At 42.9% G+C, this 26,286-nt stretch carries 26 protein-coding genes and 1 pseudogene; 6 read left to right on the top strand and 21 right to left on the bottom strand.

Annotation, left to right across the window (positions count from 1 at the left end; all coding sequences use genetic code 11):
* Positions 1-138 precede the first annotated feature (138 nt).
* The 3 genes from GKD17_RS12110 to GKD17_RS12100 are packed head-to-tail and all read left to right on the top strand — an operon-like array spanning position 139 to position 3,232.
* Positions 139-648 (top strand): very short patch repair endonuclease, encoded by a 510-nt coding sequence (locus GKD17_RS12110; RefSeq protein WP_007835204.1) that lies wholly within the window; start codon positions 139-141, stop codon positions 646-648.
* Positions 649-696: 48 nt separating this feature from the next.
* Complete coding sequence (locus tag GKD17_RS12105; protein WP_007835205.1) at positions 697-1,653, top strand: DUF5677 domain-containing protein; 957 nt, start codon at positions 697-699, stop codon at positions 1,651-1,653.
* Between the two features lies 1 nt (position 1,654).
* Complete coding sequence (locus tag GKD17_RS12100; protein WP_007835207.1) at positions 1,655-3,232, top strand: hypothetical protein; 1,578 nt, start codon at positions 1,655-1,657, stop codon at positions 3,230-3,232.
* Positions 3,233-3,292: 60 nt separating this feature from the next.
* Here the strand turns inward: GKD17_RS12100 and GKD17_RS12095 are convergent, their stop codons facing one another.
* The 8 genes from GKD17_RS12095 to GKD17_RS12060 are packed head-to-tail and all read right to left on the bottom strand — an operon-like array spanning position 3,293 to position 10,043.
* Positions 3,293-3,838 (bottom strand): hypothetical protein, encoded by a 546-nt coding sequence (locus GKD17_RS12095; RefSeq protein WP_007835209.1) that lies wholly within the window; start codon positions 3,836-3,838, stop codon positions 3,293-3,295.
* Positions 3,835-4,380, bottom strand: a complete 546-nt coding sequence (locus GKD17_RS12090; protein WP_007835216.1) for a topoisomerase C-terminal repeat-containing protein — start codon at positions 4,378-4,380, stop codon at positions 3,835-3,837. Before GKD17_RS12090 ends, GKD17_RS12095 begins: the two co-directional genes overlap by 4 nt.
* 26 nt (positions 4,381-4,406) lie before the next feature.
* Positions 4,407-5,147, bottom strand: coding sequence for a hypothetical protein (locus tag GKD17_RS12085; RefSeq protein ID WP_007835219.1), 741 nt, complete (start codon positions 5,145-5,147; stop codon positions 4,407-4,409).
* A 5-nt stretch (positions 5,148-5,152) separates the two neighbouring features.
* A complete protein-coding gene (locus GKD17_RS12080) occupies positions 5,153-6,340 on the bottom strand; it encodes a toprim domain-containing protein (RefSeq protein ID WP_007835220.1) in 1,188 nt (395 codons plus the stop codon).
* 29 nt (positions 6,341-6,369) lie between these two features.
* Positions 6,370-7,695, bottom strand: coding sequence for an ArdC family protein (locus GKD17_RS12075; RefSeq protein ID WP_007835222.1), 1,326 nt, complete (start codon positions 7,693-7,695; stop codon positions 6,370-6,372).
* Positions 7,679-7,909: a hypothetical protein gene (locus GKD17_RS12070; protein ID WP_007835224.1), complete on the bottom strand. Its 231-nt coding sequence runs from the start codon at positions 7,907-7,909 to the stop codon at positions 7,679-7,681. The genes GKD17_RS12075 and GKD17_RS12070 overlap by 17 nt, the downstream gene beginning before the upstream one ends.
* Before the next feature lie 29 nt (positions 7,910-7,938).
* On the bottom strand, positions 7,939-9,246 hold the full coding sequence (locus GKD17_RS12065) for a MutS N-terminal domain-containing protein (RefSeq protein WP_007835226.1): 1,308 nt from the start codon (positions 9,244-9,246) through the stop codon (positions 7,939-7,941).
* Between the two features lie 11 nt (positions 9,247-9,257).
* Positions 9,258-10,043, bottom strand: coding sequence for a DUF4099 domain-containing protein (locus GKD17_RS12060; RefSeq protein WP_007835228.1), 786 nt, complete (start codon positions 10,041-10,043; stop codon positions 9,258-9,260).
* An 83-nt stretch (positions 10,044-10,126) separates the two neighbouring features.
* Between GKD17_RS12060 and GKD17_RS12055 the strand changes: the two genes are divergently transcribed.
* From GKD17_RS12055 to GKD17_RS12045, 3 genes are all read left to right on the top strand, one after another.
* Positions 10,127-10,762: a glucosaminidase domain-containing protein gene (locus tag GKD17_RS12055; protein WP_032936195.1), complete on the top strand. Its 636-nt coding sequence runs from the start codon at positions 10,127-10,129 to the stop codon at positions 10,760-10,762.
* Between the two features lie 71 nt (positions 10,763-10,833).
* Positions 10,834-12,726, top strand: coding sequence for a hypothetical protein (locus tag GKD17_RS12050; RefSeq protein ID WP_007835232.1), 1,893 nt, complete (start codon positions 10,834-10,836; stop codon positions 12,724-12,726).
* Positions 12,726-13,796: a hypothetical protein gene (locus GKD17_RS12045; RefSeq protein WP_007835233.1), complete on the top strand. Its 1,071-nt coding sequence runs from the start codon at positions 12,726-12,728 to the stop codon at positions 13,794-13,796. Before GKD17_RS12050 ends, GKD17_RS12045 begins: the two co-directional genes overlap by 1 nt.
* A 9-nt stretch (positions 13,797-13,805) precedes the next feature.
* Here GKD17_RS12045 and GKD17_RS12040 read toward each other — a convergent pair whose 3' ends face one another.
* From GKD17_RS12040 to GKD17_RS11980, 13 genes and pseudogenes are all read right to left on the bottom strand, one after another.
* The gene (locus tag GKD17_RS12040) at positions 13,806-14,486 is read right to left on the bottom strand and encodes a TraX family protein (RefSeq protein WP_007835235.1); all 681 of its coding nucleotides are present in this window, start codon (positions 14,484-14,486) and stop codon (positions 13,806-13,808) included.
* Between the two features lie 11 nt (positions 14,487-14,497).
* On the bottom strand, positions 14,498-16,807 hold the full coding sequence (locus GKD17_RS12035) for a type IV secretory system conjugative DNA transfer family protein (RefSeq protein WP_007835237.1): 2,310 nt from the start codon (positions 16,805-16,807) through the stop codon (positions 14,498-14,500).
* 20 nt (positions 16,808-16,827) lie between these two features.
* On the bottom strand, positions 16,828-17,301 hold the full coding sequence (locus GKD17_RS12030; protein WP_007835239.1) for a hypothetical protein: 474 nt from the start codon (positions 17,299-17,301) through the stop codon (positions 16,828-16,830).
* A 3-nt stretch (positions 17,302-17,304) separates the two neighbouring features.
* Positions 17,305-18,192 (bottom strand): conjugative transposon protein TraN, encoded by an 888-nt coding sequence (traN, locus tag GKD17_RS12025; protein ID WP_007835248.1) that lies wholly within the window; start codon positions 18,190-18,192, stop codon positions 17,305-17,307.
* Between the two features lie 50 nt (positions 18,193-18,242).
* Positions 18,243-19,454 carry a conjugative transposon protein TraM gene (locus tag GKD17_RS12020; protein ID WP_007835250.1) on the bottom strand — a complete coding sequence of 404 codons (1,212 nt, stop codon included), beginning with the start codon at positions 19,452-19,454 and terminating at the stop codon, positions 18,243-18,245.
* The gene (locus GKD17_RS12015) at positions 19,451-19,939 is read right to left on the bottom strand and encodes a hypothetical protein (protein WP_007835260.1); all 489 of its coding nucleotides are present in this window, start codon (positions 19,937-19,939) and stop codon (positions 19,451-19,453) included. The genes GKD17_RS12020 and GKD17_RS12015 overlap by 4 nt, the downstream gene beginning before the upstream one ends.
* A gap of 12 nt (positions 19,940-19,951) precedes the next feature.
* Positions 19,952-20,548 carry a conjugative transposon protein TraK gene (traK, locus tag GKD17_RS12010; protein ID WP_005649285.1) on the bottom strand — a complete coding sequence of 199 codons (597 nt, stop codon included), beginning with the start codon at positions 20,546-20,548 and terminating at the stop codon, positions 19,952-19,954.
* A gap of 18 nt (positions 20,549-20,566) precedes the next feature.
* Positions 20,567-21,694, bottom strand: a complete 1,128-nt coding sequence (locus GKD17_RS12005; protein ID WP_007835262.1) for a membrane protein — start codon at positions 21,692-21,694, stop codon at positions 20,567-20,569.
* 32 nt (positions 21,695-21,726) lie between these two features.
* Positions 21,727-22,377: a DUF5045 domain-containing protein gene (locus tag GKD17_RS12000; protein ID WP_007835264.1), complete on the bottom strand. Its 651-nt coding sequence runs from the start codon at positions 22,375-22,377 to the stop codon at positions 21,727-21,729.
* Positions 22,378-22,402: 25 nt separating this feature from the next.
* Positions 22,403-23,056, bottom strand: coding sequence for a hypothetical protein (locus GKD17_RS11995; protein ID WP_032936321.1), 654 nt, complete (start codon positions 23,054-23,056; stop codon positions 22,403-22,405).
* Between the two features lie 65 nt (positions 23,057-23,121).
* Positions 23,122-23,862, bottom strand: coding sequence for a hypothetical protein (locus GKD17_RS11990; RefSeq protein WP_007835267.1), 741 nt, complete (start codon positions 23,860-23,862; stop codon positions 23,122-23,124).
* Positions 23,856-24,353 (bottom strand): annotated as a pseudogene (locus tag GKD17_RS11985) (TraG/VirB4 family ATPase); the annotation flags it as partial. The pseudogene GKD17_RS11985 and the gene GKD17_RS11990, both read right to left, overlap by 7 nt.
* Before the next feature lie 101 nt (positions 24,354-24,454).
* The gene (locus GKD17_RS11980) at positions 24,455-26,266 is read right to left on the bottom strand and encodes a reverse transcriptase/maturase family protein (RefSeq protein ID WP_007839225.1); all 1,812 of its coding nucleotides are present in this window, start codon (positions 26,264-26,266) and stop codon (positions 24,455-24,457) included.
* Between the last annotated feature and the right edge of the window lie 20 nt (positions 26,267-26,286).

Here is a 26,286-nt window from a genome sequence, read left to right as displayed (position 1 = left end):
CTAGTACTTAGTACCTTGGATTAAAGATTATCAAGTTGTTGATAAATCAATATTTATCTAGATTGCTAGTATTATGGATGTCTACAGTAGTTAGTGTGATTTTAATAGAAGTATGTTTAAAAGATTCATGATAAGTAGATGTCAGATAGATTAACAAAAGAGCAAAGACATAAGAATATGTCTGCTATACATGGCAAGAATACAAAGCCGGAATTACTGGTCCGTAAGTTCTTGTTCAGCAGGGGCTTCCGCTACCGGCTGAACCATCCTCGTTTGCCAGGGCATCCTGATCTTGTATTACGGAAATACAGAACTGTAATATTTGTAAATGGATGTTTCTGGCATGGTCATGACGGATGCAAGTATTTTGTACTACCAAAAACAAACTCAGAGTTTTGGAAGGACAAAATCCAGAAAAATAAGGAACGTGATATTAAAGAGCAAAAAGAGCTGGCCTCTATGGGATGGCATTGTATTACAGTATGGGAATGCCAACTGAAACCAGCACTTCGTGAACAGACTTTTAAATCACTGGAGTATACGCTTAATCATATTTATCTTGAAGATCGTATAATAAAATCATACGCTATATTGGAGGAAGAAAAACAATTGGTAGCAGAGTCTAAAATAGACAGTTATCACTTATAAAAATTGAAAATTAAATAGACCCGAATTATGATAAAGAATTAAAAACACATGAAAGAGGATATTCTATCTACAGAAGAATATTTATCACAATTGGATGAAAGTAATGTGATTTTATTCTTCAAAGAACATATAGAGAATTTATGTCATACTGTATTTAAGTTGATACATCAGCTCAGATCTTATTGGAAGTATAATCAAAAGACTGTCTCAGAAAGTGACTGTATAGCGCAATGTATGCTGCAAATGGGATTGTTGAGAACTAAATCAATCTTAAATTTATTAAAAGGACAAAGTTTATTGGAAAATAGTAATTTACTTATTCAAGATATACCATCCATATTATCTGTCCTAAGAAGCTATTATGAATTATGCTTTACATTTCATAACATATTTATAACGCAACAAAGTGATGCTGAAAGAGAAATAGTTTTATCAATATGGGAAATTCGAGGTTTTCAGAACAGACAGGGACTTAATAATGTTCCAGAAGAGTATAAGGAGAAAGAAGCAAAGGAAAAAAATGAAATAGAAAATTTGAAAAATAAAGTGTCTGTACTTTTACTACAATTAAAAGTACCTGATAATGTAATTAAGGATTGTAAGAAGATTTTAGATTACAAAGGTACATCGTTAAAAGGATATTATTTTGTTAAGTCAAATGGTGAAATTACGGGCATAAAAGGCATTCATGTGGATAACGGAATCAATCAGATTATATGTGATGATGATGCTAAAAATCTATATAGGATTACATCATCTCATATACATTCATCATTTCTGAGTGTGTTGCAATTTGGTCAAATGTTCAATGATAATATAAATAGCTATGTTAAAACAATAATAAAATCTACATATATTCTTTTAGCAACCATCTTGTATGATTTCTGCTGTTATTCAAATGATGCACATATCATACTTAACCAGATAGATAAGGACGCATTTGAAATACTATCATACATCCTTAAAGAAAATAAACATGATTATATAAACTGCATTAGAAAATAAAATGGATAAACACGAAATTATAACACGACTAAATGAAATAACATCATACTTTTCATTTGGAAGAATTTTGGGATACATCTCTTTCTTTGAAACCGTGGGAATAGAAAGTCAATTAAAACATGGACAAGAGTCAAATCGTGATAGACTTCTTTCAACAGAGATAGACTTTTTATGTGGCCTTTGGTTGCAGAATGTTAATCTTGCGAAGAATTGGGATATTATTAAGGATGAGGAAATTCGTAAAGAAGTATATGGCTTAATGGATGATCTTCATAACCTATATAGAGATTCTCAGGATTTTGGTGATTTGTTTGTTGAAAATTACTTTTATGAAGGTGACCTTGCTTATAATTGGCAATATATAAAATTTGCAAAAGAAAAATACAATGAACAAATATTATCATTCAAATTGAGAGAAGAGTATGAGTTTGATACAACTGTAATTGAATCAACGTTCAATAAAATCATAACAACTCTAGAGAATCAAATAAGGAAACGAATTAATGAAAAACGGCGTAAGAATGAATATGTTTGTCCTTTAAATCTATTTACTATAAAACCGAACAAAATAAGAAAAATCTTCTCTCCAGAAGAGCAGAATATCTTAAAAAGAATGTCATACAAATTAGGAGATAAACTTCCGGATAAAATTTGTGATATAACAGACTACAATTATTTTAAACAATATCCAATAATTAAATTACCTGATGATAGAGGATTGTTCATTGTAAATACGAACTCTTTGGCTGCTGCAATTAATGAAACGCCATATTACTGGCTTTCAGAAGATAAGTCTTTTCATAAGAAATTAGCAGATTTAAGAGGAAGGACAGCGGAAGATATTGTATATAAGATCATTAAGAGAAGATTCCACATAAGTTCATACAATCACATCCTTATTAAAAGAAGTAAATCTTCAGATCCTATTACTGACATTGATGCTATGTTATGTAATAATGAAATGGGAATTGTTTTCCAGGTTAAGAGTAAAAGATTGACTGAATTATCAAAGCGAGGGTGCGTAACCTCAATCAAAGAAGATTATCAAAAGGCCGTTACAGAGGCATTCAATCAAGGCCTAAAATGTATAGAATGTCTTAATCATGCATCTGAATATTATTCATTAAGAAAAGCTGATATGACATTTGCCGAAAATCTCAAACTGCTTAATGTATGTATAACTCTAGATTCTTTTCCCGGCATGTCTTCATTGAATTATCTAAATCAGCCAAAGGACAGCAAGGTTCCGGTTATTGCTATGTCTGTTTATGAACTTGATATTATATTTTATCTATTTCAATCAGATTCTATTATGGATTATTTTAAATTCAGATCAAAATGCGCTCAGTATGGTATTTATGGGCTTAATGAGATTTACTATATAGGTGCTTACATAAGCGATTACCTTGGTGAAGGGATTAAACTTCAGGGAAATAAGATTTGTAGAGAATATGCTTTGTATGTAGACTATTTAGTAAAAAAAGCTAAGCACGGTAGCTATTGTAACAAAGATATTGATTGTGATATTCACAGTCTTGTAAATCAATACCCAATAAACTCTCCTATAACATGTAAGTAATGTAACGGAGCAAGCTATTACAGTTTGCTCCGCTTAATATTTACAATCCGATTTTCAGCTTCATAAAAGTGGAATTTCAAATGACCTGATTACACATTGCGCTTCCTTATCCATAATAAACCAGTATTCAGAGCAGTACGGTTTCCCGTCAGAATCAGTGGCTTCATATTCAACCTTCACTTTCCAACCGCTGAACGGCTTGCATTCCTGACTAATTTCATCACCTGTAGATTTCAGTTCACCGGAAAGCATCAGAGAACGGAGTACCGTCATGGCATCCATCTGACATTTCATCTGCCCTGACATCCCGTGACATTCTGAATCTGGATTATCAAAATCCGTATTCTCCATAAACCTGCGGCTGATTTTCATCATGGCCATAGAAAGAGCCATCTTCTCCTTCATTGTAACATACTCACGGCCAAATACAGAATCCGGTTTGCTGATACCGACAATCTTTACGGATTCCGGATTGTCCACCAAAGCCATCAGTGCCTTTCTGGCCATATCCTGTGCCTTATTCTCGCTGTTGTCGGAACAGCCGGTTCCCATTCCGAGCAGAACTGCCACTGCAGGCAGTATCAGTAGTTTCTTTCCCTGTTTCATATCTTTACGATTTGAAGTTTGTCCGGAGCAAGACCGAGGCGTTTGCGGTAAATGGAACCGTCCTCCCGGTACATCTCCAGTTCGGATGAAGTAATGTTCTTCTCACAAAGTTCCTTCGCCTCTTCCAGTGTCAGCTGATGGCCTCCTATATTCCTCCATATGGCGAATGAACACGGTGCTTCCTGATTGCTGTAGTTGGAACAGTTGAAAGCCCTTGTCCCCACACGTACCTCGCCGCTGCAGTGCGGACACCTGCCGATAACGGACTGCATATTGACTGCACCGTCATCAGCAAGTTCCAGCACTGTCGGGAAAGTCTTGCCATCCTTGGTGGAGAATCCGTCCAAAAGAATTCGGCGTTTCTCCAGAAATTCGGCAATCTCCCCGTCATTCATTTTCCGGTTGCCGATGATGGCATTGATGTTGAGCACACAAGAAGGATGCTCACCTGTGTTGTTTTCGCAGCGATACCCCTTACAGGTCTTCACCACGTTGCCGCCGCAGAACGGACAGCATCCTATAATCTTCTTTTCTGAATCCATATTCCTGATAAATTACAATGTTTGAATTAATTGAATGAGAACCCCCGGTTCCAGTCCGCAACGATTCCTCCTATGATGTTCTTGCCGGACATCACGCTTGCCCATCCTTCCGGGTCAAGAGAGAACCAGAGGTCGTTCCATGAGAGTGTGCGTACCTGCCATGCCAGGATAAAGAGGTCGGTATTGACAGCCTCCAGTCTGGTCAGTACCTCGTTTGCAATGTAGTACCGCTCGGAAGAACTGAGCAGGTTTACCTTGTGCTTCTCCTTGCTTCCGTCAGAACCGTCTGTGTCATAGCTTCCGGAAGTCACCAGCTGCTTCATGAACGGATAAAGCGCAGCCATCTGGGTTGCGGCATCAGCCAGCTCGTCCGAGACGATTGCAGCAATGGCCGTTCCCTTCAGGTTACTGCCGACCGATTTGAGCAGCAGGCTGCAGTTCTGAGGTATCTCCGTGGCCACCAGTTCCCCGGCACGCTTAATCTGATAGAGATTCTGCATGGCACCCTGTGCATTGGAAAGATATTCCAGCATCTTGTCCTCCACACTGTGTACCCTGTCGAGTGCAACCGTTACGGCAGTCTCGGCAGCAATGATTTTCTCGTGTGCCTTTTGGCGTTTGTCATAGATATTCTTCAGAGTGGAAGTCTGTGCAAAGACAGCACCCGTCAGAGTCGGGTCTGTCTGTTGTGCAAAAGTGTCCGTACCTTTCAGCATAAAAACCGCCAAAGCAGTCACTACCGTTATTCTTAACTTGATTCTGTTCATATCATTCAGATTTTACGTCCTTTATTCCTTTGTTCGCTCAGATTCTGTTCACGTTCCTCTTTGTGTGGTGAAATCACCGGCTCCATCGGCCTGTTCAGCAGGCAGTCGTTCCAGTCCTTGAAAACCTTCGGAGGAAGCCACTGTCCCATGCGGTACCGGATATTCAGCTGCCTGGCAACCTGAGCCAGTAGGGGACGCTCCATGTCAGGCTCGAATACCTTTCCTTTCGCTTCAATCCGGATACCGCCGTCAGTCCTGCTTATCTTCATCTGAATACCTTCCTGCAGAGCCATCATGCGCAGTCCGTATATCCTCCCGGCCAGGTCGTTGTCAAAACAGTCGAAGGCACGTGCATTAGGAAAGCGTTCCATGACTCCGGTTATCTGCCTGTCAGAGAATGTACCGCCCAGTGAAACCAGAGCCGCACTGTCCCCAATCTGTATCCGGTTCATCTGGTAGAAGGCCATGGCATCAAATGCAGATTCACAGAAGAACACGCTTCTTACATTGTCCGGACTGATACCCGAAGGAACAGCCACCCATGCCGAGGATGACGAATCCGTACCGGCAGCCTTCGACTTGTAACCGCCATGTCCTCTGATTTCATACCCCCTGACTTCATTTCCCTTTCCGTCAGTATATGGGAATCCGATATTGTAGCCTTCAAACTTTCCGTTGTTCCTGTCCCTTATAAGGGAAATAAAGGGTGAAAGAGCCGTTACGGTCGCTTTGGACAGTCCGCGCCGGGAAAACAGTCCCGGTATTTTACCTGTATCAACCGGCTTCACCTCATATCTGGAAACGTCAAACACACCGCATGATTTTCCTGCCGATTTAACATACTCCCTGTCCTCCCTGTATTCCGGTTCCGGCATGTTGGCAAAGCGTGCCATGACCTTGGCTATCTTCTGCCATTCATCCTTTCCCGAAACGGTAAAGGAAGACAGATTCTCACGTATGAGTGTCACCACATCGCCCTTGGAACCGTCACGGCGGAAGAAGGTCTGTGCCGCCTTGTCGTTCGGATGGCTGACAATCAGCGTATCCCTTTTGTTACCGCCTTCACCGAGTACTAGCTCGATGTAACGTCCGATACCGGCTTTCCTGTCCAGACGGTATCCCAGAGCATATGCAATGTCATCAATCCCCACACGGGATTTCATTTCCCTGAAATTAACCTTGTAGTCACTCATGCTTTCCGATTTAAGATGTTATACAGATTTCATATACCAAGTCCTGTACCGGCATTTCGGTTCCTACTCATCATAGTAATCTCCGGTTCGTATGTCTTCCGTGCCGTCATGTTCAGGAAAGCCTCCTTGTCCTTCCAGTCCGTAAGCTGGAAGAATGTTTTGGCCGTTTCCTTGGAAACCTTCTTCAGCCCCAGCTCCACACCATCGTATGACGCACGGATGGCATAGTCTCCGGAACGGGTCTTGACAATGGCCGCATTCTTGAAAGATTTCTCTTCGTCAGCACTCATTGAAGTCAGCGGGTCATTCTTTGCCAGATAAGGCTGTTCGCCGAGAGCCAGACGCTGTTTATCCACATGGTCAAGAATCAGGTCGGAAGCTTTGTTCACGTCAGCCATGACTGATACGATAAACTTCGGTTCCTGTTTCAGTACACCAATCCATGAGTCCAGATAGGCAGCCGAGTTGTCCGTTATCCTGGAATCAAAGCCCATGGAATGGCTGATCATGGCAGCCGTAAGTTCCGCCACCAGCTCCTCCTTGGCATATTTCGGGTCACCGAACCTGCCGCCCATCTCCCTGTTCAGACGCTCCGGTGTCATGGTGGAGTGAGTCATTTCATGGAGCATAGTAGAATAATACTCCATTCCACCACGGTAGGTTTCTTCCGGAGAATCACCGATATTGAACTGCGCCTTCATGGGCAGCACTACAATATCCTTTGAGGGAGAATAATAGGCACCGTTCTCACGCTTATCGGCACGTATCGGACATAGCCACTGCTGCGTCTCTACCATACGGTCGAGTGCGGCATGGGTGTACATACCTTCCGTATCCCGAAGTTCCGGAACCTTGAACCTGTCCATGAGCTTCTGCATCCTCTCCGGCTGTACTTCTGCCAGATTGGTCTGAGCCACATTGTACACCGGGAATGACTTGATGAAAGGAATGACATCCATATCCTTCTTCTCTTCCTTGCTCATTGCACGGTATTCCTCCGTGCTTATCCTCTTGCCGTGACTGTCCTTTATCATCATATCCCAGTACACTACCGGGAAGGCCTTTTCACCCCTCAGGACATGAGCCTTCAGGTTATGTGCCTGCTTGAAGGTCAGATATACCGGAAGCTGGTAGTTCATGGCTGCGGTATGCATCTGAAGAAAGAAGGAATTTGAACCGGAATAGTTGCGGCCACCCACATTCTGCGGCAGTCCGGCATAACCTGATGCGCCGCCAATCCATCCCTGTTTCCATCCGGTATCCTTCATCTGCTGCATACGCTCAATCATCATTGCAGCGAAGCGGTCTATGGCCGCCTGTCCGCTGTTTCCCTGAGAGTCAGTTCCAAATGCCATAGCTGTCGTCATCCATTACCTGACGGTCCATCTGCTCGATGTCCGTCTGTTCCACATAGAACTCAGCCGATTCATCCGAAGGGTCTGTACCGTGTGAACGGCACCATTCCAGATAATCATCTGCATTCTCACTGTCCATAACAAAGCGGAGGAAACCGATTTTGCCCTCCTGCAGAAGCTCCACAAGCTCCTCATGATTCTTTTTAGCTGACATATAACTTGTATTTTAGTTTTCTGATTATGTTACATTTTCATAGAAGCCGTTTTCTCCACCTTTGCGGTATTGGCGGCAAGCATACCGGTTATCTCCGTATTCAGATATTTGGCTGCAATCTGTTCCCTTGTGGCCGTCTTGGTCTTGAAAAGCGAATAGCCGTCATCGAAGGAGATTTCATGCCGGGAAGTCTGTCCTTTCTCTCCGAGGTCAACCGATACCTTCCACTTGTTGTCATTCCTGTCCTTGGCTACACGTACACCCTTGGGGTCAACACCTTCAGGAAGCTGATACTTCTCGTATGCGGATTTCAGATGCAGACGTTCCCCGAAGTTCTTTTCAATAAGCTGGTTTGGAGTGGCCACCCTGTCAAAGTAGGCATTCAGGTCCTGGCGTGAAGCCACGGCTGACATGTTCGTATCTCCAACCTGAACATAGAACTTGTATTTCCCAAAGTCAGGACGCTGCTCGTCCTTCTCCTTATAGACATTAAACTTGTTTACGGTTATAGAACCGTCTGGTCCTGCAATCTCCATTGGCATACGGAAGGCTTCCTCAGATACCTTCGGCATCAGCTTTGTCGGATAGTAGCGTTCCATCAGCTGCGGCACCGTCATTTCCTTGTTCTGATAGGCCGCAAGGTCGGCTGCTTCCATCTTCTGGGGTTTGAGCTGCTGTCCGTCAATCTTTGCGGTAAAGTACCAGTCGGCAGGATTGGTGGCACTCTGGTAGGCATGACCATGAGTAACCTTTTGACCGTTGGCCGTCACCATCTGCGGCTCACGGGGCTTGCGTTCCTGGGCTGTCTCCGTTTTCTGTTCGTCCTTCTTTTCGGTCTTTACCTCATTATCCGTCCCGGTCTCAGCTTTGGCCTTCGACTTCTTTTCCCTTGCAGGTTTTACATCGACAGTGTTCTCCACTGTTCTGTCAGGAACTTCCTGCGCACCCTGTTCCTTTTTCTTCTTTCCCATATCTGTATTGTTTTGAATGGTTCTGTCATTATTTTCAGCCTTGTCCTGTCTGGCCTTCTTCTTCAAAGGATTGTCCAAGGCATCACAGATTGCAACCCTTATTCCAGAACGTATTAGTCTGGGCAGATAAATGTCCAGTGCTGATTGAGGGAATGATGCAACCTTTACCGGTTTCTTGTAATCAGGCAGAATCCTATCTGCAATTTCGATGGCAAGCACTGCGGCAGCCTTTACGGCATCCTGCTTATAGAGTTCATAGAAACTGTTCCGTCTGAACAGTAGCATGGCATCCGGATGCTTCTTCTTCAGTTCGTTGAACTGCCGGATGATACCGTTATCATTATCTGAATCTGTCTTTGGGGCCATAAGAATCAGTATTAGAGTTTAAGGCTGTTTGCTTTTGTTTCCTTCCAGGATGGAGAGAGTGAAATGGCACGCTCAACGGACTGTTTGTCCACCACCTTCTGATACTCCCAACGGTTCTTGTCAGTCATGACAAGACCAAGATATTCAGGATGAATCTCGTCATAGCGGAGCTTCTGCTGTCTTTCCCATTCCTTCATGTCACCCTTGATAAGCTTGAATCCCTGTTGCTCCTTCAGGTCAATGCCGACTGAAACCTTCTCGCCGCCCACATTCAGTTCAACAGGTTTTCCCTCCCGTACCTGCTGCTTCTGCTGCATACCCAGTTCAATGTCGTTTACCTTCTCCATGTCCTTCAGACGCTGCTCCAGCTTGATGTCAGTGACACGCTTGTGAATGACGGATTTCGTTTCGGGATCAAGCTGCAGATACTGCTGAGTCTTTTCACCGTTCACATTGATCGCCTTCTGAATTACCTCACCTCTGGCCAGGCGTTCAGCCTCCTGCTGAGTGAGATTGAGAACCTTGTTGCGTTCCCGGTCCAGTTCGGCACGTACCGGATAGGCAATAAGAGCCGGAGCACCGTTTTTGTCTGTAGTCATCTGTAGCTTCATCGGCATGGTGATGATGCTGCCGTTCCTGGCGTTGATGGATACCTGCATGATGGGAGTCACTTCACCTGCCATCAGCTTCTCCTTCACTTCCATGGGTAAACTATCCGCCTTTTCACGGTCGATACCCAGTATTGCCAGTTTTTCGTATGGCAACAAACCGGACTGATTTCTGTTGTGCATTTCCATATTACTGTAATTAAGCTGTTATATTTGCGGTTCTAATCGCCTGAATGCCACAAATGTATTCACGGCAATCTCCTGAAAAAGAAATGCACAACACTATTCTGATTTCACTGCTGTTAATGCTGCTGCCGGTAAGCGTATCGGCACAGTTCTATACGATAACCAGAGATTCGGAAATTCTGCCAACAGAAAGACAAAAAGAGGCTTATAACCATGCTGGAAAGGATGTTACAGAAGGCAAAAAGAATAAGATGATGGTAAAGGATACCCTGATTGTCGGACCGGACAATAAGAAAAAATTGGAAAATATTAGCCGGAATAGTGACAAGAAAGCATCCCTAAAAACAGAACTGCAAAAGAAAACAGATGATATTACTAAATCAGAAAATCATTTTCCTGAACTTACCATCCCCAACCTTTATAAAGAAATCATAAGAAACGGAATCCTATATCCTAAAATCGTATTGGCTCAGGCTATACTGGAAACCGGATGGTTCCATTCTTCAGTATGCCGGAACAAACACAATCTTTTCGGACTTACCAATCCACGTACAGGGAAATACTATGAATTCAATCATTGGACGGAAAGTGTCCAGGCTTATTATACTAAAGTGCAATACAAGTATAAAGGGGGTAACTATCTGCTTTGGCTTGAAGAAATTGGGTATGCAGAAAATCCTATGTATAAAAAAGCCATATATTGTATACTAAAAAGCCTTTGAAATAAGTCAAAAGAATTTGCTGTTCTGATCGATATAAATAACTTTGTAAAAGGAATACAAATTTGATTATTATGAGTTTAGATATAGAGCAATTTCAAAAAAAAATAAATGAAGCTTCTCCATTAGAGGTACCATTCCTTTTAATGCAGTTAGAACAATATGACTGTGAATCTGCGCAGGATATGCTTGAACGAATCAATAAGGATTTTCAAAAAGAAGACATGATTAACAATGTGGTTACTCCTGTAATGACATCAATTGTTGACTCTTTATTAATGCTACCGATTTTTAAAGGATTTACACGTAAACTAGGTTTGAACGCAAACCGTGTGATGTTGGAATGTCGTACTTTTAATTATGACGGACAAGCAATATATCTATTGCCAGATACTTTTGTTGAAAATTACAACCAGGAAAATATCAACAAAAAATGGGGTATTAATAATCGCCCTAACTATAATCGAACGATATACGAAAATCCTAGCGAAATGGGGCGCTACAAGAAGAAAAGAGTTGAAGATGCTGGAACTGTTAAAAATTTAACGGATGAATATACAGGTGAAAAAAATATTACTGCTAAAAAGAATAACCCTGATTTGAGGAGGAATGATCCCAATAATTTGTATAATGCAGAAACTGACCATATTGTACCATTAAAGCAGATTTTTGATCAACTCCAAAATAATGCCGGTCTCAGTGATGGTGATATAAAACGAATTGCAAATTCAGAGGATAATTTGGCTATTACAGGACGAAGAATCAATAATCCTAAAAGAGACATGTCCAACAGCAAATTTATTGAGCAACAAGAAATACTAAAATCCCAAGGAAAAGATTATATTGAATTAACACCAGAGCAGAAGGCTAATATGATTAGAATGGAACAGGAAGCAAAACAGGCCTTGGAAAATGGTATAAATAAAACAGTTATTAAGAATCTATTGGGGCAGGGACAAGCTGATAGAGATAAACGGAAGGAATCATACCAGCAGAAAGAAAAAGAATTAGGGCGTAAATTAACTAAAGATGAGAGAGAAACATTAGACAAGGAACTGGCACATGGGAAAGCTTATGAAATTCATAAGGAGAACTTAGCAAATGCAGGTAATCAAACTATGATGTACGCAATGGGATCTGCTATTCTTTTTATGATAAAACCTCTTTATTTTGAAATGAAAGATTCCATACTAAATGGTTTTATAGAAGGCGTAAATGCTTACACCTATAAAGATGCATTCTCTATTCGGTTTGGTCGAGTTAAAGAGTATGTATGGAACCAGATTTCAGATCTCGGTAATGCATTCTCTTCCATAATGGATAATTTGAAGAATCTTATTTCTGCTATTCTTGAAGGAATTTTAGGAATGTTTGTTGGTATTTTCAAACATGCTTTTAGAATAATTAAGGAGGGAATTAAGATTATGATGCAATCTTACAGCGTACTATTTGGAGAAAATGCCAATAAATCTACACCGGCAGAAAAAGGTGATGCTATACTTAAAATTTTTGGAGCCAGCGCAGCAGCATTTTGTGGTATTTGGATTGATTCTATGCTCGAAAAATTACCTGTCATACCCGAAAGTTTACGAGGATCTATATCAACGTTGCTTTCTGGGTTAGCTTCGATGCTGGTATTTTATCTTTTAGATAAAGCTGATGTTTTTAATGTAAAAGCAGAAAAAAGAAATACAAGAATAAAAGAATTATTTGATGAAAGAATTAATGATATTCAGCAAGCCACAAATAACATGAATGAAATCGTTATTGAAAAAATGAGACAATACAGTCTTGAATCACGTCAGATTTTAAACAGATTTTCAGAAGCAATTGAAAACTCAGATTATTCAACAGCAAGCAAAGAAACTTTAGCCTTAGCAAGATTTTTAAAGATAGACTTGGGTTACAATAATTTTTATGAGTTTAACGAGCAAAGAAAAAAAGGAACTATAAATTGGGATATGTAATGAAAACAATAGATTCAGAAATTAGAAACATTATTAAATATACCGTATCGTCATCATATGCTTCAACGATTATCTTAAATAATGATAATGTAAAACTAATAATGAAGTATGGTAATAATGTGAATGACCTTAAGAAGGATAAGGATTTTCTTTCAAAGTCTATTCAAACGCAAAATTGGATTCTAGCTTCTATGTATCCGGGGGCTCGCTATATTAATTGTGTCCCCAATATACCTAATGCAATTTTAGATGTAGTATGGGATATTATTTCTGATTTTATTTTCCCTGGAAAGAAACTTGCGAAGATAAGAAAAAACATAACAGAATATATCAAAACAGCTAAAAAAGAATATATAAATTATGTTGAGAGCCATGAAAAGTATATCTGTGATGTCCAGGCACAAATAGATATAATAAATAAACGTAAACCTATTATGAAAGACTATATACTTCAGAAAGTGGTAAACAAACTATGTGAACTTGGTATAGATAGTCAGCTTGGTGATTACCCTATGGAGTTTATAGATTATAGAATATTCAAAATGAATGAGGAATTCAGTTATATAAATAAAGAATTCCAATTAATACAGAATGACCAATATGCACAAATATTGGAATATATTCCTATGATACCAGTATTCCCTTATATATTAACGCCAATTCTTGTGAAAAAGAAAATAAAACAATTAGAAGAAAAATTTTCTCAAATACAAAAACAATCAAGATTAGTATTTGAAAAGATGAATAGTGACAATCAAAAAATTAAAAATCTTTCAATAGCTTTAAATAATATTGCTAATATATACACAGATATTAATTCAAAGTTTATTCCAACTATTGAAAACATCCTAAACATAATTTCTGTAAAATATTATAACAATATTAAAGAAATACCTGATGACCTTTTATACTTATTACGAACTACTACTAAATTTCTTAAAGAATTGGCAGAACGTAGAATAATACCAAAAGGTAATTCAAGTGACATAGTAGATTCTGTTATAGAAGCAAGTAATGATATTTCTGTAACATATGAAAATTTAAGAAATGAATTTTATAAAGCTGCATAAATGATTGTTTCAATTCATTGATATAAATAATAGATGTACAGGGTAAAAAGCATAGAAACCATATTTAGCTATGCTTCCCTGCACAAATCCTCTTGTTCCATTATATACATAAAGAATCATGCAGGCCATTACAGCACCAATAACCCCATAGTGTATCACCAAAGCAAATGTGCAAAAAAATTGCATATCTCTGCTATATGTGAAAGAGTGACCATATCCATTAAAAAGATAAGAGGCAACAATTATCAGAATCCCTCTCCACTCATAATCCACTCCAAGCCATGAAGCGAGTCCGGCCATGCCAAGTGTCCAAAGAAATCCCAGTACCAGACTACGTTGCAGAAGATTTTCAAGAACCATGAGTGTGGCCAGGCCCAAAGCCAGTGTAAACATCACATTATATGTCCCGTCAGCACCATTCAGCAGATACCAGGGTATTTCACTGATTACGGCAAAGCCCAGCAGAGTAAAGAAATACCTGTACCTGCTTCTTGTATGGATAAATCCTTCTGCTATCAGGAAGGCAAACACAGGAAAAGCGATGCGCCCGATACAGCGCATCGTTTCGTATAATACGGTACCGTGCTCCAACAGATAGAGAGCAATATGGTCTATCACCATGGAAATCATGGCAATGACTTTCAGGGCACTGCCGCTAAGTCCGAATGCCGGTTTTAAGGTCATATTCATAAATTAAATATTTAACTGATACCGAGAAGTTCCTTTACCATATCCTCCACTTCCTGGTTCACACGCTTGAAGTTACGGTTGAGCAGGATTTCCTTCTCTTTGTCGTTCTTGAACTCATAGATTTTGGGTAGAGCCACATAGTGTTTTTCCTCGTCCTTAATCTTTTTCATATCAAAGTGTGTCTTGCAGAAATACTTGGTAGTCTTGAACTCTTCCGACTGCTCGATGTCAAAATGGTCAAGCATACTGTCATCAGTAGCCGTAAAGTCACGTGCAGCCTGCCCGGCCAGCCAGCCGGTAGCCATATCCGCAATCTTGGCTGCGGGAACCAGAAAGTCCATCTTCTCAGATATTGTGGTTGATACCTTGTGGTCATTGATGGAAATGGAGCGTGAAGTCTGCTTTGCCTTTCCGAATACATCATTCTGTGCCCACTCCAGCGTCTCCTTGTTACGTGCCGCACCCATGAAGATATTACCGCAGGTGGTGATAATCTTCTGCATACCGACCTTACCGTAGTCAGCTTCCAGCTGTGGAAGCTCCTGGAAACCTAAAGTTACGGCAACCTTGTTGGAACGAGCCGTACCGATAAGACGGTCTATCTTGTGAAAGTACAGTGTCGGAAGCTCGTCCACGATGATGCTCACCGGTATATTGCCCTTTGAGTTTACCCTTGTAATCAGTCGGTTCAGTACCAGGGCATTGAGCGAGCCGATAACCTGTTCCTTTTCCGGGTCATTGGCAATTACAAGATAACTCGGATTTACCCTGTCAGAAATCTTCAGGTCGAAATCATCCCCGGTGAATACCCAGTATGCTTCCGGAGATACAAGGCGTGCAGCATTCACACGTAGCGTACCGACCATACCTTCCAGCTGGTCATTCGCCTTGTTTTCGTAAGCACTCTTGAACGGAGCCATCAGTGAAGCAATCCTGTCATCCTGCATCAGGATATTGAATACCTGGTCGTATGGTCTTCCAAGAAATGAAAGCACATGCGGCATATCCGAGAACTCTCCGGTTACGGTATCCGGTTCCACCTCATTGCCATGCTCATCCTCATACCAGCACCTTTGAATCAGAATCTTCCTGCTGGTCCTGTCCTTATAGCTGTATCCGTTCAGGTCAACAAACATACGGTCCTCGTCAGTCGATACGTCATTGCCGTTCTCATCCACGAAATCAAGCACCACATTGCCGTCCTTGTCGATGGCATTGAAGTCATCCCAGTTGCGTATGACAATCTCCAGCTTCTTTCCCTCCAGTGATATGAAGCGTCTAAGCTTCTTCCCGTTCCTGAACCCGACCGGATGGAAGTTCACAAAGAAATATATGATGGCAGCCAGGAAGTTTTCCGCAGAGTTGGTAAAGAAAGCTTCCGAACCGCCCTTCTTCTCTCCACCTCCCTTGTTGAGTGAGGCCAAAAGAGTAGCCGCCGTTTCAGAAGCGGCAGCCAGATCCGGGATATATTTCCGCTGAATCGGATTGATACGGTTGGAGTATTCCACATCGGTAAAATTTACTATACGGAATCCGCAGTTCTGAGGCAGTTTACCGACTTTCCTGTTCTTGCAGTACTGATAGAAAAGCGTCTGTGCAAGTGTCGGAAACTTGAAGTCATATACCATCATGGCAAAGCCCTTTGCAGAGTGCTGCCTGATGAACGGGTCAATGATACCGAAAGACTTACCCGAACCCGGCGTACCCAGTACAATCGTACCACGGAACGGATTGATGATATTGATCCATCCTTTGTGCATCTTCTTTTTCCAGTAGTATATCATCGGAATGTTCACTGAGTAATCATTGCTGACCAGCGTTTCCGACTGCTGGAACGATTCGTTCTCAAAGTTGAAACGGTCCTCACCAACCTTATAGTTGTAATACTTGGCTATGCCGTCCAGTCCCTGATGCACCAGCATGGTACCCACCACCGAACATACCGCATACAGAAGACGGTTGGCAGGAAATCCCATCCAGTTGAATCCAAAACTCATGCCATGGAATACAAAACAAAGTCCTACAAGTGTCAGACCGGCCAGTACCGGATAGATGACCATTGTCCTTACATTGAACTTCAGGGACTTTTCAGCCTTTGTGCCGATACAGACAATACAGATGCATATCAGTTCGGTCACCTTGCATCCCGATACGGAATTGAATACCCTGAACCGTGCCAGCAGGTCGAGTACGAACTGAGTAACCCTGTTGTCTGCCGTAACAGGCAGGTTCATGATGATTTCAATAATCAGAAAGATATAGATGCAGCTCCTGAAGTAGTTGTACATCTGCTGCTGTTCCCTTGTCTCCTCAAATGCCATACGCCGTAAGATTTATATTGTCAGAAAGGAATCTTTATACCCAGCAGCAGACCGTTGCGAAAGGTATCCCCATGCAGGAAGTTCACATTGTTCTTCTGGATTATTGAAAACTCCAGTCCGCTGCGGAACACATAGCTGTATTCAAATCCGGCCTCCAGCCCGAAGAAGAACTTCTTCTGTACTGCACCAAACTGAGACCCCAGACGAAGGCGCATCATGCCGTTCTTGTACCGTGCCAGACGGTGCTTGTAAACCATACCTCCATCCCAGAAATATCCTTTCCAGAAATTGTGACATACCGGCTTCTGCCAGTGATTCCCGACCTCACCATATACTTCGACCGCATTTCCGTATGAAAGCGGATACTCATAACCCAAAGTGGCATTCAGCGTACTTGGAAAAAGGAATCCGGCATTGACGGAAACCTTTCCGGTCTGTGCCGATGCACCGATGGATGCAACCGAGCAAAACAGAATGAACAGAATCTTCTTCATGGCCTATCTTTTTATGGAATGATCAATATAATAGTAGGGGTAATAGTCGGCATCGTCCAGAATATCCGAGTCGAAACCGTCCGCATTGAGAATGTCCTCATACTCGATGGTGAGTACCACCACACGTCCGCTAATCTGGTTCTCGGAAATCTCCAGACGAAGCACCTTCTCTTCAGGGAAAGTCAGTTTCGGAATCACAAGCACGTTCCTGTAGTCCTTCCTGAACTTACTGGTGTTGTTCATGGAAAATACAGGAGTAAGCTCTATGGTCTGTGAGTTGGTTGCCTTTGTTTCCTTTTTGTCAGTAAGTTTTACCCTTATCTCCTCAATGTCGTATGCAATCCTGGTCCTGTTCTTCAGCGTATAGTCCAGAAAGAAATAGTCACCGATGGAATAGATATTGTTGATGTATGCCCTGATTCCGTTTTTGTCTGATACAATCTGGTTGAACTTTCTCCTGCTTCCATAGACAGCCCAGGCATATCGTGCAATCTCGGCCATCGGCATGGAAACCTCCGGATTGATATAGGACTGTGTCTCATTGTAGGATACATTGTAGATGGTAGAAGCATATTTGGGTGATTCGGTATATAGGATGTCATACTGGGCGATATGACGCTCACCGATAATGGTGAGTGTACCCAGCAGTTCATTTTCGCTGTAACCTTCAGACGATATGGAATCATTCTCCAGATAAGGCTTGATGCGGACTATATTGTCTGTACACTGGTTGCCTATAATTTTAGTAGTGGAAATATCCACCATTTTAATGTTCTCCGGCATTACAATGTGCGTGGTCACTTCCCGGTTGATGTATATCTTCTCGTTGGCCGACAGATGTACGGCTATGCCTGTGATAAGGCATATTATCAGAATAATTCTGGTTTTCATATTGGAATATTAAAATGTTACTATAATTTTCTTTGCTGTATTCAGATATATCAGCGTGCATCTTCCGAGTTTATCAGATAAACGATGGTATTGTACTTGATTTTTGCCTTGTTCTTTCTGATATTGGAAGATATGGCAGAAGTTGCAGAGTTATACATGTTCTGCAGTGACTGAAGTGCAATAGCTTCCGTGGAAATCCCAGTACCGTAACCGTCACTGGATTCAAAACTGATATTCTGTTGTACCGTATTGGAACCTGCATCCTTCATAAAATCTCTGAAAGCCGATTCAGGAACATAGAAGCCTTCCATACCGTCATTGTCAAAAACCGAAAGCTTAACCTTTATGAATCTGTCGCCGACAAGAATACTGGTTATGGAAGCCCTGACACGCTGCTGTCCGAAACCGGTTACCGTTCCATAGAGGTAAGTTCCCTTCTTTAGCCTTGTGCCGCTTACCGTCACATCATCCAGAAGCTTGAACCGCAGACGTGTACCTTCATGCGCCTTTGTAGTCTGGTCAATCATGGCACGTATCAGCTTGTTCTCGGCAAATTCATCCGGAGCAGTAACCGTATTGAACCTGTCGGCATTGGTGTCATCAGACTTGATTACCAGACTCGGACGGTTGCGTTCCCTTTCCTCCTGACGCACTTTAGCTATGGAATCAGCCTTGTGCTTTCTTTCCGCTTCTTCTGCTTCCGGGTTTTTGATACCCAGTCCGCTTTCAATGGCTTTCTGCCGTTCATAGCTCCTTCGCTGAATCTCTTCAAGGTCACGTGCAAACTCGTCCTGTGAGGAATATCCCATACCTCCGTAACCTGTTTCACTGTTTCCCGAAGGACCGTTTCCGTAAGCATATGCATTGATATGCTTTCTTGATTCGGCAAGGGAACGCTCCAGTTCTTCAAGTTCCCTCTGCTGCCGCTGTCTTTCAGCTTCAGCAGCATCCAGACGGTTCAATTCCTCCTCGCTGTACCCGTGTTCCAGTTCCTCCTTCTTCTGTTCTTCTTCTCCGATACCGCTGACAGCTGTGAAGGCATCCTCGTCACCGAAACGTCTGGACATCTCATACATCTTGTCTCCGGCTTCCTCTGCATTGGCCTGGGGAAGTTCCATGTTGATACGGTCTGTAGCTACCGTTCCGGCAGTCTCCTCACCGCCGGAGAAGGTCTGCATCACAAAGTATACCAGTGCGCACAGCGGAACGAATATGACCAGCGGAAAGATATACTTGGGCTGTTTGAAATTAATCTTAATCATGGGTTATCATTGTTTTTAATGGATTTGACTATATTTTCCAGCTGCCGGTATTTGAGGATGATCCGCAAGGAATCCTCACGGCTCTTTACAGGTATGGCAATCATGGAGTCCAGTTCATGATGCAGTAACTGTCCCTTTACCGTCATGTCCGTCAATGCACTGCGGTGAATGTCCTTGTTTGCCTGGATGGTACGGAATCCCTGAAACACCGGTTCCATATTGGTAATCGAACTGACATCCGGTTCACTCTGTTTCCCGTTGCCGGAATCTATGGCAAAAGTACTGACAAGTAGCAGAAGCAGCGTTCCCGCTACACCTGCGAATGTCGTTTTCGGATGTTTAGCCGCCCATCTGTTGGCCAGTCTGATTCTTGCGGCCAGACGGTATCTTGTTCCGATGACACCCAGTTTGGGCTGCAACCACGACCTGACAAGCAGATGTGTTTTCAGACGGCTTTCCTGTATCTTTTTTCTGAATGATTTCATAATATCCGTATATCAATAGTCCAAATCCCTGTTTTCAAGAGTCCTCCAGCCGGTAATGAGCAGACCGTGGGGATTGTTCCTTGTTCTCGGTACGGACTCGATGTAACCTGTTGTCACCATCGAGCGTCTGATATCCCTGGTCCTGCGCTTGATAAGCTGCGTACCGTAATAGGTAAACTTCCGTTCATGTTCGTCAAACTGAATGGAGTCACACATGATGGTACAGACAGCCGAAGAGGAAATGATGTCCGAGTAGAAACCGTTCTCGTCCATGGCCTGTTTCTGTTTCAGCGCAGTCCCGTCAGCCATATACATTGCTTTCCCTACCGTCCATTTGATATAGTCGTTGTCGGGCGGCAGATTGAAGAAATACTGGTGGAATAACTGTATGTGCGCCTTGGCCTCCATGGTGAAGTTGGCTTCCAGCCGTGCACGCTCGGCAAGAAACGGAATGTCTCCGTCAAGTACATAAATCTGCTGCCTTTCCTCATTGACAAGGGAAATGCAGCACCAGACCGTAAAGGCACAGATGACGGTGCAGCCTCCGATTACCGCAAATACCGTCATCATGGCCAGTCTGGTTTTCTGTGCAAGTGATTCGATAAGCATATAATGAAAGATTTTAAGTTATTTGACCAATGACCTGACAGCTGAACCCGTTCCTTTCATGGCAGAACCTGCCATACTTCCGGCCATACCACCTGCAGCCGAAGTGATGCCCATTGCAGCCGAACCGGCAACGGAACCCGTACCCGAACTTACACCTCCCGGAATCAGCCATGAAGCCACTTCAGGAACGAAGCGTATGATATAGGCACCCACGAGCATACCCATGGCATACATACAGTTGGAGCCTATTCCCTGCAGTCCCAGTGCGCCAATCTGTTCCCAGGAGTTTACCGAGCCATGAAGCAGATGGTCGTATGCCACCAGATCCTGCTGCAGGTTATAAAGAAGGATGAAGTCTATATAATAGATACACATGTAGGTCACGAATCCCCATAATGAGAGGGAAAGGAACTTGGACATCCATTGACTCCAGGCCGAGTTCCATGGCGGTGCCAGCGAGAGGGCAAACATGATCGGACAGAATATCATCATGATGGCCATGAAAATCCTCTGTGCCACGAGCATCCCGTAATACGACATCTGGAAAATCAGTTCCCCGACAAAGCGTATTACATCGTTTATCCATTCACTGACCTTCGTCTCAGCCGCCACGGCAGCCCTCTGGGCGTAGTTGTTGATGGTCGAGCCTAGATTCTCCACATTATATATCAGCTTGTCCCACCAGGCAGCATCCTGACCGATTTCGGCCACCTGCTTTGCCGTGGCTATGGAGTCCTGTACGGTTCTCAGCCTGTCGAGATATTCACTCTGTTTCTGTGCCACCTTCAGCTCGAAGGCCGCCACTTCCTTGTTCTTTGCCTTGGCCATAGCCCATGTAGCGGACTCCAGACTCTTTCCCGGAATCTGCAAAGCCGAGCATATCCATGAAGAGGATGAAATACACAGGGAAATGCCGATGATGCGCAACAGCTTCATGACATCCATACCACGCCTTCCGAGCATCATCATCCAGCATTCGTATGAACCGACACACAGGGCCAGGCACAGACCGAGAGCCTTTGCCATTGAAACGGCATCACCAAGAACAGCCACATTGGGAAATGTCTCCATGGCCGTCAGCAGCTTTTCCAGACTTTCGTCAATGGCCGGAAGTCCTATTGTCAGCGGAATAAACAATAAATCCATATCTTAAAATGTTATTTGTTTTTACTTGTTTTTCAATAATGCGTAGCGGCAACGGCACAAAGGTGTGCAGTCCTGTTGACCAGTTCTGCCATCCTGGATTTGGCTTCCTCATATGCCTTCTGCCGCTTGGCGTTCTCCAGTCCATAGCCGACACCGGTTTTGTGTATATAGGCTATATCCGCACAGAGTATCTCATTCTGGCGGCTCAGCTCGTCCACCTGATAGCGGAGCTTGCCGTCACTCTTCTGCATACAATAGAGCAGTCCGTCCGTGATACAGTCCTGCATACGGTTGAACTCGTCCTTGTAAGTGGCATACATCAGGTCAACATTTCTGTCAGCCTCCCTTGCCAGTTCTTCCTTATACAGTTCCTCGATATATTTGCGCTCACTCTCCACTTTTTTGATTTTCTGTCTCTGCGTCTCTTCGGCAGTCACACGCACCGGCATGATACGTTTTACATCAGACTTTGGTTCCTTGAAACGGACACGGAATCCGGAGTTGAACCAGTCCCATTTCCAGTACATTTCCGCACCTGAGTATTTCTTGTGCAGGAAAAAGTAATACCAGTCCGGAGCAAAATCCCACGGACCGTTCTCCATTGACTTCCACTGCTTCTGCTTTTCACTGTCACTGACTATGCTTTGAGCATTGGCAACAGTGACTGTACCTGAAACTGCCATACAGAACAGGCACAATAACATAATTCTAACCTGCATATCCCTGATTCCATTTGTTGATTACACGCTCAGCTATCTCATTCTTCACATTGGAGTTCAGTATCTCCCAGATATAGTCCGGCTTCCATCCGCAGTCCGTGACAAGGAAACAGTACAGATTGGCATTGTCTATGATGTACCTTGCCCTGTCGATGGAAGCCTTCAGTGTCATTACCAGATTCAGCTTCTCATCCATGGAAGCCTTCATCAGATTTATACCCGAAGCGGCCACGGTTGCATACAGTCTGTAGCAGTGTTGTATCTCCCTTGATATTGCTACGTTGGCATCGGCATAATACCAGGCCACGAAAGGCTTCTTCGATACATGGCTGAAAGTATTACCGGTAAAGTCCTTGTATTCCGTTACCAGCTGATACAGTGAGTTGGCCGTTGAAGAAATGGCACCGGCCAGCACCAGGTATGAATAGGCATTGTTCAGCCTTGTATCCAGAGTGGTCCGGACATCATTGAACTTTTCCGCACCCTTCTCAATGAGCGACTGCTCGCCATAGCTTGTGACCACTCTTGTCAGAGCCTTGTCCTCGTCCTTCTTTATGGCCTTGTGCAGGGCTATGAGTGCTTCGATGGTCGGCAGGTCTTTGGGTATGATGAAAGCAGAAGCCTTTACAGGCAGCAACAGCATTATAATACCGGCTGATATGATACTTATATTCCTGATTTTCATAACAAATTCATACATATGAAAGGTTAATAATTTGAAGCAACCAGTCCGTTCCAGTCCTGTACAAGATTTCCCACATGATTCTTCATGGTTACCACATTTGCCCATCCTTCAGGGTCAATGGCAAAGAAGAGGTCGTTTGCAGTGGCATACTGTGCCATCAGAACCATCCCTTCCACCTTGTAGCGTATCCTGTTCAGGTCAGTATAGATGCTGTTGGCCAGTGTCAGCCTTTCATACCTGTCCAGCAGGTTGTAGCCGTCATCCTTTTTTTCGGCAGTGGCCTGTCCCTGCAACGGATTGGGAATCCTGGCATTGTTCACGATATTGACGAAGTTGCCGACCAGCTGCTGTGTTTCCGCTACAAGATTGCCGAGTTCGTTCAGACAGAGCAATTTGTTTGAAAATTTGGCCTTGTTTACCGTGCTGACAAGTACCGGAACATTTCGCAGAATATCCAGAGCACACAGGCCTATTTCCTTATAATAAAGACTTTCAGTCCCGAAACCGGATATGTTCTCCATGCTCAGCTTGTATAGTTCCTTCATGGTAGCCATGCTTACCGTATAGAGTTCCACCTTCTGCTTCTTTGCTGCAATGGTATCCACACGCTGGTTGTGCTGTTCCTCGATAACTTTCTGTGAAGCGGTATTGGCCATGACAATCTTCAGACAGTTGCGGTCGAATACGATTCTCCATGCAGCAGACATATTGGCTGATGCCGATACCAGCAGTATAGCAATCAGCATAAATCTGAATTTTACCATAGTGACATAACTTTTTGATGTTGGTTGACTTTTCTTGCAAACTCCAGATACAGAAGCCCTCCGTCAGCCTTGCGGTCTTCCTCAATACGGGTGATGGCCTCCTGCAGCGTACCGTACCGGGCAAGATAAATCTTCAGTGCCTCCTTCTCGGTACGTTCTGTAGTATATGCCCAGTAACATTCCGGTGCTTCCTCCACACCATACACATCCGAGTGCTGTCCCCGGCAAATCCACACTTCTTTGAAGTAACTTCTTCCCTCATGGTTGTTCAGCGCATTGATGGTGAAAATCTGCTGACGCTGTATGTCAGTGAGTCCCAGAATGGCTGCAATATCCTCATACCTGTCCTTGAACTTGGTCTGGTCAAGCAGAATCTTCACATCCGAGTTGTTGATGATGGCCTCCTTCACAATAGGGGAATCAATCACGTCATTAAGCTCCTGAGTAACCACACCGGCTATTCCGTGGAACTTTCTGACGGTCTTATGTAGGCTAAGCACCCGGCGCCTTATCATATTTCTATGGCAGGTTTCCAAATGCTCGCCCCCGAACCGGACTTACACCTCTCAGCGTATCCGGCTCTCCACTAATTTCAGTCTATCTTTCCGTCATGTATCTTCTTATGACAACTCCTGCACACTGCAATCGTCTTGCGTTTGCGGGCAATCATGTGTCGTTCCCAGCTTTCCTTTCCCTGCAAGTTCTTTAGCTTCCTTACATGGTGCATAACAAGGTCGTCTGTCGCTCCACATAGTTCACACTCACGGGCTTTCAGCCTTTCAACAAGACTTGTCCGTCCCGCAGTATAAATTGTTCGTGGCATAGTGTCACATTCCGATTTATAGGTGGGTTTCTTTCGTTTGAAGCCACCATCGTAAAAGAATCTTTCCTTTACACCTGTTTTAGTCATGTGTTTTATGATAAACCTACCGTTCTTACGATATTTTTTGTTTACCTCACGTGTACGGCATTTATATTTGCCTGCAAACGTTTTGTACATGCTGTATTCCATGATGTACTTGAAATTATTCAAGGCATGGGCGCAGTTGTTGGCTATGGAGTAATAGTTATAGAAACCCACGATTTCTCGATTATAACTATCAAGGATTTCAAGGTCATCATTGAATATCAGTCCCGATTTACATTTCGGTTTCCATATTTCCTTTCCGTTACGGTTTGTCAGTTCTAAGACTCCCAAATTGAAAAGTTTTTTACGGACAGTTTCCATACTGACATTTAAGCAGACCCTTTTACCATAGGTTCTTCTTAATCTACCCCGTTTATCCCTTTTTTGGTCGTTGGACTTTCTTACAGTGATTTCATATCCGAGAAATTTGGCTGGTCTTTCCGTGTGAGTGACAAGTGTCTTTTCATCGGACAGCTCCAATGCCAGTTTATCAGCAAGGAAGTTTTTAATATCTTCCTTTATCTGTTGTGCATCTTGCTTGCTTCCGATAATTCCCACAAGAAAATCATCTGCATATCTTGCATATTTCATTCTTCTGTAATCGGCGTCCATTTCTTCGCCGTTGGGATATTTAGCCCGTCCTTTTTCTATTGCTTTCAGTTCAAGGATTAGCTTTGTCCTTTGCCTTTCATCTTTTACGGATTTCAATTTTCGCACAATACGTTTTCTTGCATTGCCAAAGTCCATACTTTCTCTACTGAATCTTCGTTTCTTCCCTTTGTCGAATTTGGCTATGTATTCCTTTATATACTTATCCAGCTTGTCAAGGTATATATTAGCCAATATCGGGCTGATGATACCCCCTTGCGGTGTGCCACTGTAAGTATTGTGGAATTGCCACTCCTCGACATATCCAGCTTTCAAAAACTTGCGTATCAGTCGGATGAATCGTTCATCCGCAATGCGCTCCGAGAGAATGTTTATCAATACATCATGGTTTATATTGTCAAAGAAGCCTTTTATATCTCCCTCTACAAACCATTTTGCACCGCTAAACTCCTTTTGGATATGAGTTAATGCAGTATGGCAGCTTCGATTGGGACGAAACCCATGCGAGGTATATTCAAAACTTCCCTCGTATATGGCTTCCAATACCATTCTTACCACTTCCTGTATCAACTTGTCATTGAAAGTCGGCACGCCAAGAGGTCTTTTCTTACCGTTTTTCTTCGGTATGTACACTCTCTTTGACGGTTGGGGTTGATACGTTTCGTCTTTTAACGTATCAATCAACTTTTCAATTCGTTTCAGGCTCATGTTGTCAATGGTCTGACCGTCCGAACCTTTAGTCATGTTACCTTCTTTAGCGTAAATACGCTGATAGGCAACATAGAACATTTCCTCATTGAACAAAATTCTGTAAAGACGTTCAAACTTATAGCTTGCATCCTTACTGTGTTCTGATAGACTGTTTAATACTCTTTCTGGACTTCTCATAATGTCTCTCACATTTTCCG

Origin of the sequence: Phocaeicola dorei (assembly GCF_013009555.1) — a bacterium.
Classification (GTDB): domain Bacteria; phylum Bacteroidota; class Bacteroidia; order Bacteroidales; family Bacteroidaceae; genus Phocaeicola; species Phocaeicola dorei.
The sequence above is the reverse complement of the archived record's forward strand: the minus strand, read 5'-3'. Positions and strand labels throughout refer to the sequence as shown.

Excerpts from the sequence above, each read along its gene's own strand:
- GKD17_RS12110 (WP_007835204.1), top strand. The coding sequence starts at position 139 with ATGTCAGATAGATTAACAAAAGAGCAAAGACATAAGAATATGTCTGCT.
- GKD17_RS12105 (WP_007835205.1), top strand. The coding sequence starts at position 697 with ATGAAAGAGGATATTCTATCTACAGAAGAATATTTATCACAATTGGAT.
- GKD17_RS12100 (WP_007835207.1), top strand. The coding sequence starts at position 1,655 with ATGGATAAACACGAAATTATAACACGACTAAATGAAATAACATCATAC.
- GKD17_RS12095 (WP_007835209.1), bottom strand. The coding sequence starts at position 3,838 with ATGAAACAGGGAAAGAAACTACTGATACTGCCTGCAGTGGCAGTTCTG.
- GKD17_RS12090 (WP_007835216.1), bottom strand. The coding sequence starts at position 4,380 with ATGGATTCAGAAAAGAAGATTATAGGATGCTGTCCGTTCTGCGGCGGC.
- GKD17_RS12085 (WP_007835219.1), bottom strand. The coding sequence starts at position 5,147 with ATGAACAGAATCAAGTTAAGAATAACGGTAGTGACTGCTTTGGCGGTT.
- GKD17_RS12080 (WP_007835220.1), bottom strand. The coding sequence starts at position 6,340 with ATGAGTGACTACAAGGTTAATTTCAGGGAAATGAAATCCCGTGTGGGG.
- GKD17_RS12075 (WP_007835222.1), bottom strand. The coding sequence starts at position 7,695 with ATGGCATTTGGAACTGACTCTCAGGGAAACAGCGGACAGGCGGCCATA.
- GKD17_RS12070 (WP_007835224.1), bottom strand. The coding sequence starts at position 7,909 with ATGTCAGCTAAAAAGAATCATGAGGAGCTTGTGGAGCTTCTGCAGGAG.
- GKD17_RS12065 (WP_007835226.1), bottom strand. The coding sequence starts at position 9,246 with ATGGCCCCAAAGACAGATTCAGATAATGATAACGGTATCATCCGGCAG.
- GKD17_RS12060 (WP_007835228.1), bottom strand. The coding sequence starts at position 10,043 with ATGGAAATGCACAACAGAAATCAGTCCGGTTTGTTGCCATACGAAAAA.
- GKD17_RS12055 (WP_032936195.1), top strand. The coding sequence starts at position 10,127 with ATGCACAACACTATTCTGATTTCACTGCTGTTAATGCTGCTGCCGGTA.
- GKD17_RS12050 (WP_007835232.1), top strand. The coding sequence starts at position 10,834 with ATGAGTTTAGATATAGAGCAATTTCAAAAAAAAATAAATGAAGCTTCT.
- GKD17_RS12045 (WP_007835233.1), top strand. The coding sequence starts at position 12,726 with ATGAAAACAATAGATTCAGAAATTAGAAACATTATTAAATATACCGTA.
- GKD17_RS12040 (WP_007835235.1), bottom strand. The coding sequence starts at position 14,486 with ATGAATATGACCTTAAAACCGGCATTCGGACTTAGCGGCAGTGCCCTG.
- GKD17_RS12035 (WP_007835237.1), bottom strand. The coding sequence starts at position 16,807 with ATGGCATTTGAGGAGACAAGGGAACAGCAGCAGATGTACAACTACTTC.
- GKD17_RS12030 (WP_007835239.1), bottom strand. The coding sequence starts at position 17,301 with ATGAAGAAGATTCTGTTCATTCTGTTTTGCTCGGTTGCATCCATCGGT.
- traN (WP_007835248.1), bottom strand. The coding sequence starts at position 18,192 with ATGAAAACCAGAATTATTCTGATAATATGCCTTATCACAGGCATAGCC.
- GKD17_RS12020 (WP_007835250.1), bottom strand. The coding sequence starts at position 19,454 with ATGATTAAGATTAATTTCAAACAGCCCAAGTATATCTTTCCGCTGGTC.
- GKD17_RS12015 (WP_007835260.1), bottom strand. The coding sequence starts at position 19,939 with ATGAAATCATTCAGAAAAAAGATACAGGAAAGCCGTCTGAAAACACAT.
- traK (WP_005649285.1), bottom strand. The coding sequence starts at position 20,548 with ATGCTTATCGAATCACTTGCACAGAAAACCAGACTGGCCATGATGACG.
- GKD17_RS12005 (WP_007835262.1), bottom strand. The coding sequence starts at position 21,694 with ATGGATTTATTGTTTATTCCGCTGACAATAGGACTTCCGGCCATTGAC.
- GKD17_RS12000 (WP_007835264.1), bottom strand. The coding sequence starts at position 22,377 with ATGGCAGTTTCAGGTACAGTCACTGTTGCCAATGCTCAAAGCATAGTC.
- GKD17_RS11995 (WP_032936321.1), bottom strand. The coding sequence starts at position 23,056 with ATGCTGTTGCTGCCTGTAAAGGCTTCTGCTTTCATCATACCCAAAGAC.
- GKD17_RS11990 (WP_007835267.1), bottom strand. The coding sequence starts at position 23,862 with ATGGTAAAATTCAGATTTATGCTGATTGCTATACTGCTGGTATCGGCA.
- GKD17_RS11980 (WP_007839225.1), bottom strand. The coding sequence starts at position 26,266 with ATGAGAAGTCCAGAAAGAGTATTAAACAGTCTATCAGAACACAGTAAG.